This window comes from Martinezella hainanensis (assembly GCF_900094555.1).
In the GTDB taxonomy this organism is placed as follows: Bacteria; Pseudomonadota; Alphaproteobacteria; order Rhizobiales; family Rhizobiaceae; genus Rhizobium; species Rhizobium hainanense.
On sequence record NZ_FMAC01000002.1, the window covers coordinates 657,189 to 672,215 of the forward strand.

The 15,027-nt window shown below is 60.2% G+C and carries 14 protein-coding genes; 12 read left to right on the plus strand and 2 right to left on the minus strand.

What is annotated here, in order from left to right; translation table 11 throughout:
• Positions 1-8: 8 nt before the first annotated feature.
• Positions 9-800, minus strand: a complete 792-nt coding sequence (gene xth / locus GA0061100_RS09635; protein WP_075852448.1) for an exodeoxyribonuclease III — start codon at positions 798-800, stop codon at positions 9-11.
• Between the two features lie 128 nt (positions 801-928).
• On the minus strand, positions 929-1,261 hold the full coding sequence (gene erpA / locus GA0061100_RS09640) for an iron-sulfur cluster insertion protein ErpA (protein WP_075852449.1): 333 nt from the start codon (positions 1,259-1,261) through the stop codon (positions 929-931).
• 307 nt (positions 1,262-1,568) lie between these two features.
• On the opposite strand from erpA, the gene GA0061100_RS09645 reads away from it, so the two are divergent.
• From GA0061100_RS09645 to surE, 12 genes are all read left to right on the plus strand, one after another.
• On the plus strand, positions 1,569-2,786 hold the full coding sequence (locus GA0061100_RS09645) for a deoxyguanosinetriphosphate triphosphohydrolase (protein WP_075852450.1): 1,218 nt from the start codon (positions 1,569-1,571) through the stop codon (positions 2,784-2,786).
• 56 nt (positions 2,787-2,842) lie between these two features.
• Positions 2,843-4,603 carry an arginine--tRNA ligase gene (argS, locus tag GA0061100_RS09650; RefSeq protein ID WP_075852661.1) on the plus strand — a complete coding sequence of 587 codons (1,761 nt, stop codon included), beginning with the start codon at positions 2,843-2,845 and terminating at the stop codon, positions 4,601-4,603.
• Positions 4,604-4,664: 61 nt separating this feature from the next.
• A complete protein-coding gene (locus GA0061100_RS09655) occupies positions 4,665-7,463 on the plus strand; it encodes an SPOR domain-containing protein (protein ID WP_075852451.1) in 2,799 nt (932 codons plus the stop codon).
• A gap of 112 nt (positions 7,464-7,575) precedes the next feature.
• Entirely contained in the window at positions 7,576-8,085 is a 510-nt protein-coding gene (locus GA0061100_RS09660; RefSeq protein WP_075852452.1) for a GNAT family N-acetyltransferase, read from the plus strand.
• 90 nt (positions 8,086-8,175) lie between these two features.
• Positions 8,176-9,189, plus strand: coding sequence for a beta-N-acetylhexosaminidase (nagZ, locus tag GA0061100_RS09665; RefSeq protein ID WP_075852453.1), 1,014 nt, complete (start codon positions 8,176-8,178; stop codon positions 9,187-9,189).
• Positions 9,190-9,263: 74 nt separating this feature from the next.
• Positions 9,264-10,061, plus strand: coding sequence for a segregation and condensation protein A (locus GA0061100_RS09670; RefSeq protein WP_075852662.1), 798 nt, complete (start codon positions 9,264-9,266; stop codon positions 10,059-10,061).
• 43 nt (positions 10,062-10,104) lie between these two features.
• Positions 10,105-10,797, plus strand: a complete 693-nt coding sequence (gene scpB / locus GA0061100_RS09675) for an SMC-Scp complex subunit ScpB (protein ID WP_075852663.1) — start codon at positions 10,105-10,107, stop codon at positions 10,795-10,797.
• Between the two features lie 241 nt (positions 10,798-11,038).
• Positions 11,039-11,245 (plus strand): twin-arginine translocase TatA/TatE family subunit, encoded by a 207-nt coding sequence (locus GA0061100_RS09680; protein ID WP_075852454.1) that lies wholly within the window; start codon positions 11,039-11,041, stop codon positions 11,243-11,245.
• Positions 11,246-11,300: 55 nt separating this feature from the next.
• A complete protein-coding gene (gene tatB / locus GA0061100_RS09685) occupies positions 11,301-12,038 on the plus strand; it encodes a Sec-independent protein translocase protein TatB (RefSeq protein ID WP_075852455.1) in 738 nt (245 codons plus the stop codon).
• Positions 12,035-12,862: a twin-arginine translocase subunit TatC gene (gene tatC, locus GA0061100_RS09690; protein ID WP_075852456.1), complete on the plus strand. Its 828-nt coding sequence runs from the start codon at positions 12,035-12,037 to the stop codon at positions 12,860-12,862. Before tatB ends, tatC begins: the two co-directional genes overlap by 4 nt.
• Positions 12,863-12,961: 99 nt before the next feature.
• Positions 12,962-14,245, plus strand: a complete 1,284-nt coding sequence (gene serS, locus GA0061100_RS09695) for a serine--tRNA ligase (protein ID WP_075852457.1) — start codon at positions 12,962-12,964, stop codon at positions 14,243-14,245.
• A gap of 15 nt (positions 14,246-14,260) precedes the next feature.
• On the plus strand, positions 14,261-15,025 hold the full coding sequence (surE, locus tag GA0061100_RS09700) for a 5'/3'-nucleotidase SurE (RefSeq protein ID WP_075852458.1): 765 nt from the start codon (positions 14,261-14,263) through the stop codon (positions 15,023-15,025).
• Positions 15,026-15,027: the final 2 nt, after the last annotated feature.

The window sequence follows — 15,027 nt, forward strand, 5'->3', positions numbered from 1 at the left end:
ATCGACGACTAGTTGCTGAAATCCAAGTGGGCGACAACGGGCACGTGATCCGACGGCTTTTCCCAGGCGCGCACATGTTTCTCGATTGCCGTCGCGGTAAGGCGATCGGCAGCCTCGGGCGACAGCATCAGATGGTCGATGCGAATGCCGTTGTTTTTCGGCCATGCGCCAGCCTGATAATCCCAGAACGAGTAAAGCTTGATCGCATCCGTCGTCGCGCGTACGGCATCGGTAAAGCCGAGATGTTCGAGCTGGCGGAAAGCTTGGCGTGTCTGCGGCAGGAAGAGAGCGTCGCTCTCCCAGACCCTCGGGTCGAAGCAGTCGTGTGGCTCGGGGATGACGTTGTAGTCGCCGGCGAGGATCAGGGGCTCTTCCAATGCGAGGCGGGCCGATGCGAACTTGCGCAGGCGCTCCATCCAGGCGAGCTTATAGGGGTATTTTTCCGTATCGACCGGATTGCCGTTCGGCAGATAGAGGCAGCAGACACGCAAGGCGCCGTGTCCTTCAACGGAGAACACTGCCTCGATGAAGCGGGCCTGTTCGTCGCTATCGTCACCCGGCAAACCGCGAGTCACCTCATCCGGCTTGGTTTTTGAGAGAATCGCAACGCCGTTGAAGCCCTTTTGTCCATGCGTTTCGACGTGATAGCCGAGCGCTTCGATCTCCAGACGCGGAAAACCTTCGTCGACCGTCTTGATTTCCTGCAGGCAGACGATGTCCGGATTCGAGTCCTTCAGCCACTGGCAGAGATTCTCGATACGCGCTTTGACGCCGTTGATGTTCCAGGTCGCGATTTTCATGGGCGGCTCATTCCTTTGCTTCGCCCTGTTGTATCTGCAGCCGATCGGCTTGACTACAGCCCATATGAAAACCGGCCCGGAGCGAAGGCTCCCGGCCGGTCATCAAATTGTGGAAAAAGGGACAGGGATCAGATCGCGAAACTGGTTCCGCATCCGCAGCTTGCGACGGCATTCGGATTCTTTATCTGAAAGGATTGCCCGAGGAGATTGTCGACGAAATCGATCTCCGAGCCTGCCATGTAAACCAGAGATAGTTGGTCGATCAGCACGGTGGCATTGTTCTTTTCGACGACGACATCGTCATCTTCGGGACCTTCCACGAGGTCGAATTTATAGGAAAAGCCCGAGCAGCCGCCGCCTTCGACAGCAACGCGCAATGCCCGCTTGCCGGTTTCCGCACCGACGATAGCAGCGATTCGCTTGGCCGCGGCATCCGATAGGGTAACACTTGTTTCAGTCATGCTTTCCTCCTGCCGGGGTCAAGATCCGGAGAGAACCAATAAGCCGTCAAACTTTCAAACGGCTGATATCCGTAGCCTTTATCATGAAAGTCAGGCCGGTGACAGCTATGGTTTCATGGTTGAGCCACACACCATTTTGCTGTTTTCTTGTCTATAGGTATGAAGGCCGCAAAGCGGCGTCAATGGGCCGGGATGTACGAAGAGCGGGCCAGAGCGCGGATAGCCGGGCAGGACCGGGGGCCGACTGCAGGGAAACGACTGTTGCGCCGAGGGCGGTGCGGGAGCCAAATGCCGGAATGGATTGATAATGACGATTGACACGCATGCATTGGGTTTCGGATATGGGGAAAAGGCAGTCTATGCAACGAATCCCTGGGAGTCGCGTGGAAGGCTCTACGAGGAAGGATCGAGCCCGACGCGCTCCGAATTCCAGCGCGACCGCGATCGGATCGTCCATACCACCGCTTTCCGCCGGCTGAAGCACAAGACTCAGGTCTTCATCGCCCAGGACGGCGATCACTATCGTACCCGGCTGACGCATACGATCGAGGTTGCCCAGATTGCCCGCGCCCTGGCGCGAGCCCTGAAGTTGGACGAGGATCTGGCGGAGGGCGTGGCTCTTGTCCACGATTTCGGCCACACGCCCTTCGGTCACACCGGCGAGGATGCGCTGCACGAGGTGCTGTTGCCCTATGGCGGCTTCGATCACAACGCGCAATCGCTGCGCATCGTCACCAAGCTCGAGCGTCGCTACGCCGATTTCGACGGGCTCAATCTGACCTGGGAGACGCTTGAAGGCCTGGTCAAGCATAATGGTCCGCTGATGACGCCCGACGGCAAGGGTACTCGCGGCCCGGTGCCGCAACCCATCCTCGATTACTGTGAGATCCACGATCTTGAAATCGCATCCTTTGCCAGCCTGGAGGCGCAGGTCGCCGCGATCGCCGATGATATCGCCTACAACACGCACGATATCGACGATGGCCTGCGTTCCGGCTATCTGACGTTCGACATGCTGGAGGAAGTGCCGTTCCTTTCCAGGCTGATGGCCGAGGTGAGGGCGCGCTACCCGCATCTGGAGCCGAGCCGCTTCACGCACGAGATCATGCGCCGGCAGATCACTCGCATGGTGGAAGATGTCATCGCCGTCTCGCAGCAGGCGCTAGCCGAAATCAGACCGGGCAATGTGGCTGACATCCGTGCCGCCGGTCGGATCATCGCGACGTTTTCGTCGGACATGGCTGAAACCGATAGGCTGATCAAGCAGATGCTGTTCAAGCGCATCTACCGTCACCCTGACATCATGCGTATCCGTGCGGGCGCGGCGCGGATCGTCACCGACCTTTTTCACGCCTATATGGAAAATCCCAGGGAGATGCAGAGCCATTACTGGGTGGATCATATCGCCGGGCTCGCAATCGCCCCCAAGGCAAGGCATGTCGGCGACTATCTGGCCGGCATGACGGACACTTACGCCATCAGCGCCCACAAGCGCCTGTTTGACCAGACTCCCGATTTGCGGTAGGCAGCGGCGGCGTCGGGCCGATAGCGGTCCGACGAAGCTAATGCATGGACGATATCATGAACCTTTTCACCGACTTCGAAGTAAGAATTAAGAACGCTCTCGAACAAATTGATATTGTGCGGGAAAAGCGATCTGAAGTTGACTTCGGACGTATCGGCGTGGAGCCACCGCGAGACGCCAGCCATGGCGATGTCGCCACCAATGCGGCCATGGTTCTGTCCAAGCCGTTGGGCACGAATCCGCGTGCGCTTGCTGAAATCATCGTCGCCAAGCTGAAGGAAGATGTCGACGTCGCCGAGGTTTCGGTCGCCGGTCCCGGCTTCATCAATATCCGTCTTTCGGTCGGCTACTGGCAGCGGCTGCTGTCGACGATGGTCTCCGAGGGCGAGAAGTTCGGTCGTTCCAGGCTCGGCGAGGGGCAGAAGGTCAATGTTGAATATGTCTCGGCCAACCCAACCGGGCCGATGCATGTCGGCCATTGCCGCGGCGCCGTGGTTGGTGATGCATTGGCAAACCTGCTGGCCTTCTCCGGCTATGAGGTCACTAAGGAATACTATATCAACGACGCCGGCTCGCAGATCGACGTGCTGGCGCGCTCCGTTTTCATTCGCTATCGCGAGGCGCTTGGCGAGCAGGTTGGCGAGATCCCGCCGGGCCTCTATCCGGGCGACTATCTGGTCCCGGTCGGCGAGGCGCTCGCCAAGGAATTCGGCACCAAGCTGCGCGGCATGCCGGAAGATCAATGGCTTCCGATCATCAAGGAACGCGCCATCGACGCGATGATGGCGATGATCAAGGAGGATCTGGAGGCGCTGAACGTCCATCACGACGTCTTCTTCTCCGAGCGCACCTTGCATGCCAACGGTGCGGCACTCATCCGCACCGCGATCAATGACCTGACCTTCAAGGGCTATGTCTACAAGGGCGCGCTGCCGCCGCCGAAGGGGCAGTTGCCGGAAGACTGGGAGGATCGCGAACAGACGCTGTTCCGCTCGACCGAGGTCGGCGACGATATCGACCGCCCGCTGATCAAGTCTGACGGCTCCTATACTTACTTTGCCGCCGACGTTGCTTACTTCAAGAACAAGTTCGATCGCGGCTTCAACGAGATGATCTACATTCTCGGCGCTGACCATGGCGGCTACGTCAAGCGGCTTGAAGCGGTTGCTCGCGGCGTTTCCGATGGCGCGGCAAAGCTGACGGTGCTTCTGTGCCAGCTCGTCAAGCTGTATCGAAACGGTGAGCCGGTGAAGATGTCGAAGCGCTCGGGCGATTTCGTCACGCTGCGTGAAGTCGTCGATGAAGTCGGCCGCGATTCGGTGCGCTTCATGATGCTTTACCGGAAGAATTCCGAGCCCCTGGACTTCGATTTCGCCAAGGTCACCGAGCAGTCGAAGGACAACCCGGTCTTCTATGTGCAATACGCGCATGCCCGCTGCATGTCCGTCTTCCGTCAGGCCAAGGAAGCCTTCCCGGACCTCGATATCGCCTCGCTAGATCTGTCTAAGGCGGTCGTTGGCGCGATCTCCGATCCGGCTGAATTGCAGTTGGTTGCAAAGATTGCGGAATTCCCGCGAATCATCGAAGCTGCAGCACAGTCTCAAGAGCCGCATCGCATCGCTTTTTATCTTTACGATTTGGCCAGTTCCTTCCATGGACACTGGAATAAAGGTAAAGATTTACCGGAATTACGTTTTGTTAACGATAAGAACCGAGAATTGAGCATTGCCAGACTTGGGCTGGTGTACGCTGTCGCGTCGGTTTTGAAGTCGGGTCTTGGTATAACCGGGACCGCAGCACCGGACGAAATGCGATAAACGTCACCATTTACCCACATTGCGCTGGCATTAACTGTAGTGTTTGCGAGTGGAACGGGTGATGGCAGAAAAACAGTTGGCGTATCGCGCAAGCGGAAACGACGAGTTCTTTGCGGATGATGATCCGCTCGCAGAACTCGCTCGTATCGTGGGTTTTGAGCCGCGCCCCGCTGCTCAGGCAACTCCTGCGGCTCAGCGGCAGGAGCCGGCCTTCAACCTGGAAGACGAACTTCTTCGCGAATTCGAACGCTACGATACGCCGCGAATGAGTCCGGCAAATGACATCGCCGCTCCGGCGGAACAGGTGTCGTCGCCGAGCCATGACGAGGTTGTGCATTCCGCCGAGCCTGTGCGGGCCGAGCCGACTTTTGTCGAGCCAACTTTTCCCGAGCCGAAGCTTGAAGAGCCTGCTCCGCAGGTTGCTGCTCCGGTGAAGCCGACGATCGGCGCTCGCGATCTGATCGACGAGCTGGAAATGTCGATTGCGCCGGTTCTGCAGCCGACACAGAAGGCCGCGCCTGTCGAGCCGCAGCCGGCTGCTCCGGTGCTGAAGCCGACGCCGCAATCCGCCGCCGCCACTATACGGCTGCCGCTTGCCAACTTTACCCTGGCAACGCCCGCTGCCTCGCGTGAGCAGTTCACGCCGGCTGCAGCGCCTGCTGTTGCCCAGCCGGCGCCGAAAACCACGTCCGATGAAGCGCTGTTCGATGGTGCGCTTGATTTCGAGGCGTTTGATCCTGTCGAGCTTCCGCGCGCTTCGGAGGTTGCCCCGCAGGCCTCCGCATCCCAGCCGGCTTCGACCGTCTTCCAGGCGCCCGAGCCGCCAAAGGTCGTGAAGGCCGATCCGGCTGCGCTTTCCGCTGAGATCGATGCTTTGCTGGCCGACGTGAATCGCTATCCGGTTCCGCCGAGGGCCAATACGCCTGCAGCGAAGGAAGAGCCGGATTTCGGCGATTTCGGTGTCTCGTTTTCTGAGCCTGCAGAGTTGCCTGCGGCTGCAGCAAGGCATGAAGAGCCGAAGCCGATTACCTTTGGTGCGGAAGACCCCTTCGCCGGTCAGGACTTCGAATTCGATCTGGCTGATATTGAAATGGAGCTCGCCGGTCTCGATTTCGCCGAAGCTGAAAAGTCTCCCGCCGCATGGCAGCCGGCTCCGGCCGCTCCGGCCGCTCCGATCGCAGAGCCGATCCTTTCCCGCGCAACGCCCGTTGCGCCTGCATCTGCTGCTCCGGTGCCCTCCGCCCCAATGATTGCCGCTGCGGTACCGCAGCCGATGCAGGCTGCCTCAGAACCGGTTGCGCCAACTGCAAGCGTCGTACCTGCCGCGAGCAAGGCGGCGCCGGTATTCGAAGCCGATCTGCCTTTGCCATTCGATCCCACGGAAATCGCCGAGACGGAGGATCGTGTCGAAACCTTCGAGGGTTCGCATGTTCCGCATCTGCCGGCGATCGAGCCGGAGGAGCCGATTGCGGTTCCGTCGGAATTTGATTTCGATCTCGATTCGGAAATGGCAACTCTACTGGGCACTCCGGCCAAGGAAGCAGCACCCGAGCCGATCAAGCCGGCCGTCGCCGCCGCACTTGGCGGTGCCGCCGTCGCGGCGTCCTGGTCGAAGAATGCGGTTGCCCAGTCTGCTGCACCCGTCGCAAAGCAGCCGATCGAGGAGTTCGACGAGTTTGAGCGTGCGCTGGAAGAGGACTTCCGCCGCAGCTATCGCGAAGCCTCCAATCCGGTCGAGAATGTCGCCAGGATGACGTTGAACCCGGCTGCGGGTAGCCGTCGGCCGGTTCGCTCCGTGCGCGGCATGGTGACGACTGCTGCTGTCATCGCGGTTCTCGGCGTCGGTGCCTATGGCGCCTACAGTTGGATCCGTCACGGCGCTCCGATCTCCAGCTTCTCCGGCGAGCCGCGCGTGATCGCGGCCGACAGCGATCCGATAAAGGTCGCTCCGGAAAATCCGGGCGGCACCGTCGTTCCGAATCAGGACAAGGCCGTCTACGACCGCGTTGCCGGCGATGGTACCGCGGCGCCCAAGCAGAAGGAGCTTGTCTCCTCCAACGAGCAGCCGGTTGATGTCGTCCAGAAGACGCTGATCCCCGAAGCCGTATCTCCAGATGACAGCGACGGCGATCAGGTCACGTCGACGCCGGTCGGTGAAACCGAAGATCCGCGCCTGCTGCCGAACCAGAATGGTGGAAACACCAATGTCGCGGCCAACAATGACGATCAGGTGCCATCGGTCTCTCCGCGCAAGGTACGCACGATGATCGTCAAGCCGGATGGCTCGTTGGTGCCGCGCGACGAGCCGGTCGCCGATACGACGACCGCAGCCGCCAAGCCGGCGAACAATCAGGTCGCATCGACCAATCCGCGCCCGTCTCAGGCAAATGCCCAGGCAGCAGCCCCGTCGGATAACGCCGATGCTGCCAGCGCCGAAAGCACGCCGATCCGCGTCGTCAAGACGAACCCGGTTCCGACGGCACGCCCCGAGCCGACCGCCAAGGCCAATACGGCAGCTCCGGCCCAGGAAGCCCAAGCTCAGCCCAAGGCTCAGCCGAAGCAGGTCGCATCGGCTAGCCCGGCGGCAGCTCCGGCTGCGACCTCCGCTGCAGGTGGCGGCGCCTACGGCGTCCAGATCGCATCCTTGCCGACCGAAGCCGACGCTCAGAAGTCGCAGGCGAACCTCAAGGTCAAGTTCGCCAGCGTCATCGGCAATCATCCGCTGGAGATCCGCAAGGCCGATATCGCCGGCAAGGGCACCTACTATCGCGTCCGTGTCGTCGCCGGCTCGAAGGATGAGGCCGCGGCCATCTGCACGCGCTATCGCGCCGCTGGCGGCACCTGCCTGATCTCGAAGTAGTCGATTGGGCTTTCAGGCCCAGCTGTTCTGAGAAAGTTGAAAAATCCGCCCGCAGAGATCAATCTACGGGCGGATTTGCTTTTGGCGAGCTAAGCGTGGGACATGGCGAACTATGCGGCATCTCCAGCTATCGACGCGTCGAGCGTCCATCAGGCTTTTTGTTCCTGAAGATGCTCCGGACATCTTTGCCAGCATATCGCCTGAGATTACGCGGCACATGGCTTGGGATCCGCCTGAGACAGAGGCTGCATTTGCAGATGTGTGGCGGTCATGGCTCAAGACGATCGAAGATGGTTCGGAATTCCACTTCGTAGTGCGGAGCAGGAATGACGATCGTTTTCTCGGCGTTATCGGTGTGCACGCGGCGTTGACCGGAACGCCGGAGCTTGGAATTTGGCTTCGCAGCGAAGCGCACGGTCTGGGATTCGGCCGCGAATTGATCGGCACGATTATCGGTTGGGCAAGCGAGAGTTTTCCTATTCGATATTTCGAATATCCGGTGGCAGAGGAGAATATTGCCAGCAGGCGGATAGCCGAAGCTTATGGCGGCGAGGTGAGGGGGCACAGGACAAATCCCAAGTACCGTTCCCTTGTCTACCACATACCGCCAATGCGCGCTTGATTGCCGAAATAGCCGGTCAAAGCTGGTTGTTCCTGTGTATCCCGGCTTGACGTCACTCGCATTTCCCAGCGTAAGCCTTATGATTCGGATATGACCGAATCGAAATCCATGATCCTCGGCTGTAGCGGCCACACCATCACGCCCGAAGAGCGATCCTTCTATCATGGGGAGCAGCCCTGGGGCTTTATCCTGTTCGGACGCAATATTTCCGAGCCAGCGCAGATCGCCGATCTCGTAGCGTCCCTGCGCGACAGCGTCGGGCGCCATGCGCCGGTGTTTATCGATCAGGAAGGCGGCAGGGTGCAGCGCATTCGCCCGCCGATCCTGCAGCATTACCCGTCGGGACAGGCGCTGGGTGACATCTATCGCCAGGATCGCGCACGCGGTCTGCGCGCTGCATGGCTGATGTCGCGTCTCCATGCCTTCGATTTGCTGAAATTCGGCATCAATGTCGATTGCCTGCCCGTATTGGACGTTCCTGTGGAAGGATCGAGCAACGTCATCGGCAACCGTGCCTATGGCGCCGATCCCGTGACGGTGACGGAGATGGGGCGTGCCGCGGCGGAGGGCTTGAAGGCCGGCAGTATGCTGCCCGTCATGAAGCACATGCCGGGCCATGGACGAGGCTTTGCCGATTCGCATCACGAGCTGCCCGTGGTCTCCGTTCCGCGCGCGGAGCTGGAAGTACATGATTTCGCTCCGTTCGTGGCGCTCAAGGACGAACTGATGGCGATGACCTGCCATGTCGTCTTCACCGATATCGATCCGGAAAACCCGGCGACGACCTCGCGTAAGGTGATCGAGGAGATCATCCGCGGCCATATCGGCTTCCAGGGGCTGCTTTTGTCGGACGACACCTCGATGAACGCGCTGAAGGGCACGATTGGCGAGCGTGCAGCAAATATTATTGCGGGCGGATGCGATATCGTGCTGCATTGCAATGGCGTCATGGACGAGATGCGGCAGGTGGTTCGCAATGTTCCGGTGTTGGCGGGTGCATCGCTGGCAAGAGCCAAGGCGGTCGACGCGGCTTTCGGCAAAAATGACGGCGCCGATGAAGCCTCTATTCGGGCGGAATTCGACGCGATGTTCGCAGTGGCGTAAAACCGGACTTCGAGGAACGGACGGGTGACAAGGTGAGCGGCAGCACGGACAAGCTTCAGCAGGCGGCAACGCCGATGGACAAGCTCTGGCAGGAAGGCGAGGCGCAGCGCGGCTCGCACGAGCCGTCGCTGGTCGTGGACCTTGCCGGCTTTGAAGGGCCGCTCGATTTGCTGCTGCATTTGGCGCGCAATCAGAAGGTCGATCTCTCCCGCATCTCCGTTCTGGCGCTTGCCGAGCAATATCTGCTGTTCATCGATAGTGCCCGGCGCATCCGCATCGAGCTCGCGGCCGATTATCTCGTCATGGCTGCATGGCTGGCTTATCTCAAATCCAAGCTGCTGATCCCACAGCAGAGCAAGGAAGACGGTCCGACGGGCGAGGAGATGGCGGCAACGCTCGCCTTCCGCCTCAAGCGCCTCGAGGCCATGCGCGACGCGGCAACCGACCTCGTCAATCGCAATCGCCTCGGCCGCGATATCTTTGCGCGCGGTGCGCCGGAGCATATTCCGGACCGTCGGCAGTCGGCCTTCGACGCCAGTCTCTACGATCTCCTGACGGCCTATGCCAGCCTGCGTCAGCGCCAGGCCGTGACACAGGTGACGATCGAGAAGCGCCGTGTCTGGTCGCTGGCCGATGCCCGCGTGATTCTGGACCGGATGATCGGCGAGATCACCGACTGGACAGCCTTGGAACATTACCTGCTGAGCTATATGACGACGGCCAGCGAGCGGGTAACGGCCATCGCCAGCGCGTTTGCCGCTTCGCTTGAGCTGGTGCGCGAAGGGCAGCTGGAAATTCGCCAGGAAGGCGCGTTTCAACCGCTCTATATGCGGCGCGGGCCGAAGCATTCGTCGCTGGAAGCAGCGGAATAGGGCAGGGAAGAGCGTGAGCGAACCGGACGGCGAACATCAGCATTTGGAGCACGAGGCGGAAACATCCGATCTCGACGATCGTCGGCTGAGCGAGGCCGAGCGCATCGCCGAAGCGCTGGTCTTCGCCTCGGCCCAGCCCGTCTCCGAGGCATTCATCGCCGAACGCGTCGCGCGTGGAGTCGATATTCCCGCCGTCATGCAGAAGCTCAAGACCGACTACGCCATGCGTGGCGTCAATCTGGTTCAGGTGGATGGCGCCTGGGCCTTCCGCACGGCTGCGGATCTTTCCTTCGTGATCCGCCGGGATGAGAGCGAGGTGCGCAAGCTATCCCGCGCGGCGTTGGAAGTGCTTGCCATTATCGCCTATCACCAGCCGGTCACGCGCGCCGAGATAGAGGACATCAGGGGCGTGCAGACCTCCAAGGGCACGCTCGATGTCTTGATGGAGTCTGGTTGGGTCCGCTTCCGCGGCCGCCGTCGCACGCCGGGGCGGCCCGTGACCCTCGGCACGACACGCGATTTCCTCGATCATTTCGGCCTGGAAGAGCTGCGCGATCTGCCCGGTCTCGAAGAGCTGAAGGGGGCGGGGTTGTTATCAGGTCGGATTCCGGCCAATTTCAACATTCCCTCGCCATTGATGAGCGATGAACTGACCGAAGACGAAGATCCGATCACGCAGATGGATCTGGAAGAGCTTGGCATCCTGCCGCCAAGCGACGCAAGCGCCGGCGATTGATTGGCTGGCCTGCGCGGTGGGTTGTAAGCCTGTCTCAAGATTTTCGCGAAACCGCCGGCAAAGTCTCTCTTTTGCCATCAGCGGGTGCGAATATAATAATCATCCTCTCGGCTTGGAGACGTTTGATCGCCCGCATGGGCGTTCTTCATCCCGATATGCGTGGATGCAGTACATTTTGGTGTTTGAAAAACATCCGCAAACGTCTTACATCGGAAAGACACTGTAATTGGGAGTTAAAGCAATGGGTTCTCTAAGCATATGGCACTGGCTGATCGTCCTGGCCATCGCGCTGTTGTTGTTCGGCCGTGGAAAGATCCCGGAGCTGATGGGTGATGTCGCCAAGGGCATCAAGAGCTTCAAGAAGGGCATGAACGACGACGAAGATACGTCGACATCCACGTCGACGGCGTCCCGTACTGTCGAGCACAAGGCTGACGAAACGAAGTAATCATGTCGGGCAGGCGCCAAGCTGAGAGGCTTGCCGTTGGCCCAGGAGCCTTTGCATGTTCGATATAGGCTGGTCCGAGCTGGTGATTATTGCCGTCGTGGCCTTGGTGGTGATCGGCCCCAAGGAATTGCCATCGACCTTGCGGACGATCGGTAAGATGACGGCGCGAGCCAGGAAGGTCGCTGGCGAATTTCGTGCCCAGTTCGACGAAGCCATGCGCGAGGCGGATCTGGACGACGTGCGCCAGACGATCGCTGATGCCCAGAAGCTCAATCCGGTCAACTCGTTGCGGGAAGCCATGAATCCGCTCCGGGATATGGGCAATGAGATAAAGGCAGATCTGCAGCGTGCGGCAACACCGGACAAAGCAGCGCCTGCCGCGACGCCATTGCCATCCGAGCCGGTTCCGGGTGTTTCGTCCGGCCTGCCGGAAGCCCTGGCGGCTACGTCTGCGTCGAGCGATCCTGTCCCGGTCGCGGCACCCGCGCCGCAGCCAGTCGCTGCAGCGAGCCAAGTTGTTGCCGACGAACCTGTCGAGAAACCGAAGGCCGTGCGCAAGCCGCGCCCAAAAGCTGTCACCAAGTTCGACGATGTTGCTGCCGCCGCCGTCCGGACGCCCGTCGTGGCGGAAAAACCCCAGACGCCCGTCGTGACGGAAAAACCAAAGCGCGCCCCGCGCAAGGTCGCGACCACTGCCGCCGTAGAAAAGACGCCTCCAGCTCCCAGGAAGCGCCCGACCGCTACAGCCAGCAAGGTGACGCCTAGAACGCCCAAGAAGAAGGACCAGGCATGACGGGTGATATCGACGATAAGCCGCAGCCGCTTATCGAACACCTCATGGAATTGCGCACGCGGCTCATCTGGTCGATCGTGGCATTTTTCATTGCCTTTATCGGCTGTTTCGCCGTTGCGAAGCATCTCTTCAACTACCTGGTTTACCCGTATAAATGGGCCGTCGAATGGGCTCATCTCGATCTCGCCAAGTCCGAGCTGATCTACACGGCACCGCAGGAATTCTTCTTCACCCAGGTGAAGGTCGCCATGTTCGGCGCGCTGGTAATTTCCTTCCCGATCATAGCCTCCCAGATCTACAAGTTCGTAGCGCCGGGACTCTACAAGAACGAGCGTAGCGCCTTCCTTCCGTTCCTGATCGCGTCCCCCGTCTTGTTCCTGATGGGGGCCGCGCTGGTCTACTTCTTCTTCACCCCCATGGTGATGTGGTTCTTCCTGAAGATGCAGCAGACCGGCGGTGACGGTCAGGTTGGTATCCAGTTGATGCCGAAGGTCTCGGAATATCTGAGCCTCATCATGACGCTGGTCTTCTCCTTCGGCCTCGTCTTCCAGCTGCCCGTCATCACGACGCTGCTTGCGCGCGTTGGCCTGCTGACGTCGGCATGGCTGGCGGAAAAGCGCAAGTTCGCCATCGTTTTTGCCTTTATCGTTGCCGCCGTGCTGACGCCGCCGGATCCGATGTCCCAGATCGGTCTTGCACTGCCGACGATCCTTCTCTACGAGATTTCCATCTACGCGGCGAGACTCGTGGAACGCCAGCGTAGCCGGCAAACGCTTGAAGAGAGTGGCGGGGCTTCCGAGATCACCAAGACGGACGACGTCTAGGCGCGGAAGGCTCAGCCTCGTTTCCCAGCTATTGCCGTTTCGACCTCCGACCGAGACCTCGGTCGGAGTTATACTCATGTCAAACGACCTGGAACGAAGATGCTTGATATCAGATGGATTCGTGAGAATGCCGAAGCTTTCGATGCAGCGCTTGCAAAGCGCGGTGCGGAGCCTCAGTCGCAAAGCCTCATCGCGCTCGACGAGAAGCGCCGCTCCGTCATTCAGTCCGTCCAGGATATGCAGTCCCGCCGCAATGCCGCCTCGAAGGAGATCGGCGCAGCGATGGCCCAGAAGAACAGCGAACTCGCCGAAAAGCTGAAGGCCGAAGTGGCGGACATCAAGGTCTCGCTTCCGGCTCAGGAAGAGGAAGAGCGTGCGCTGACGGCCGAGCTCCATGACGCGCTGTCGCGTATCCCGAACATCCCGCTAGAGGACGTGCCTGTCGGTAAGGACGAGCACGACAATGTCGTCAAGCACGCCTGGGGCGCCAAGCCGACCTGGAACCATGAACCGAAAGAGCACTTCGATATCGGCGAAGCGCTCGGCTACATGGATTTCGAGCGCGCTGCAAAGCTCTCCGGCTCGCGCTTCACGGTGTTGACGGCACAGCTTGCTCGCCTGGAGCGTGCGCTCGGCCAGTTCATGCTTGATCTGCATACCACCGAGCATGGCTACACCGAAGTCAGCGCGCCGCTGCTTGTGCGTGACGAGGCTCTGTTTGGCACCAACCAGCTGCCGAAGTTCGCCGAGGATCTGTTCAAGACCACGGATGGCCGCTGGCTGATCCCGACGGCGGAGGTGACGCTCACCAATCTCGTCTCCGGCGAAATTCTGGAAGAGGAAAAGCTTCCGCTGCGCTTCACGGCGCTGACCCCGTCCTTCCGCTCTGAAGCCGGCTCGGCCGGTCGCGACACGCGCGGCATGCTGCGTCAGCACCAGTTCTGGAAGTGCGAGCTGGTATCGATCACCGACGCCGAGAGCTCCATTGCCGAACATGAACGCATGACGGCTTGTGCCGAAGAGGTGCTGAAGCGCCTCGGCCTGCACTATCGCGTCATGACGCTCTCGACCGGCGACATGGGCTTCGGCGCGCGCAAGACCTATGACCTCGAAGTCTGGCTGCCGGGGCAGGATACCTATCGCGAGATTTCTTCCTGCTCGGTCTGCGGTGATTTCCAGGCGCGGCGCATGAATGCGCGCTATCGCGGCAAGGACGACAAGAACACCAAGTTCGTTCACACGCTGAACGGTTCCGGCACGGCCGTCGGCCGCTGCCTGATCGCCGTGCTTGAGAATTATCTCAATGCCGATGGTTCGGTCACTGTCCCCGACGCACTCCTGCCATATATGGGTGGTCTGAAGAGGATTGAAAAAGCGGCATAATCGGGTGGTGGGGCGATGCGTATTCTTCTGACCAATGATGACGGCATTCATGCCGAAGGTCTGGCGGCATTGGAGCGTATCGCCCGCACACTGTCCGATGATGTCTGGGTCGTCGCGCCGGAGACGGATCAGAGCGGCCTTGCTCACTCATTGAGCCTTTCCGAGCCGTTGCGCATGCGCAAGGTCTCTGACAAGCATTATGCGCTCAGGGGAACGCCGACAGATTGCGTCATCATGGCGATCCGCAAGGTGCTGGATATCAAGCCGGATCTCGTGCTTTCCGGCGTCAATTCCGGCTCCAACGTCGCCGACGACGTCACCTATTCCGGAACCATCGCCGGGGCGATCGAAGGTACGCTGCAGGGCGTGCGCTCCTTTGCGCTGAGCCAGGCCTACGTCTATGACAACGGTGCGCGGGTCGTGCCCTGGGAAGTCGCCGAAACACATGCGCCCGCTTTGCTCGGCAAGCTCATGAATGTCGATCTGCCTGATGGTACCTTCCTCAATCTGAATTTTCCGAATTGCCGCCCCGACGAAGTCGACGGAACGGAAGTGACTGCACAGGGCAATCTTGCCTTCAATGTGCAGGTCGAGGAGCGGGCCGATGGCCGCGGCTTCCCTTATTATTGGCTTCGCTTCGGCGAGCGAAGCGGTATCTTCCGTCCCGGAACGGATATTCAGGCGTTGAAACAAAATCGTATTTCGGTAACGCCTTTGAAACTCGATTTGACGGATTATTCGGCGCAAGACCGCGTGGCGCGGGCGCTCGGTATGGAGTAGCG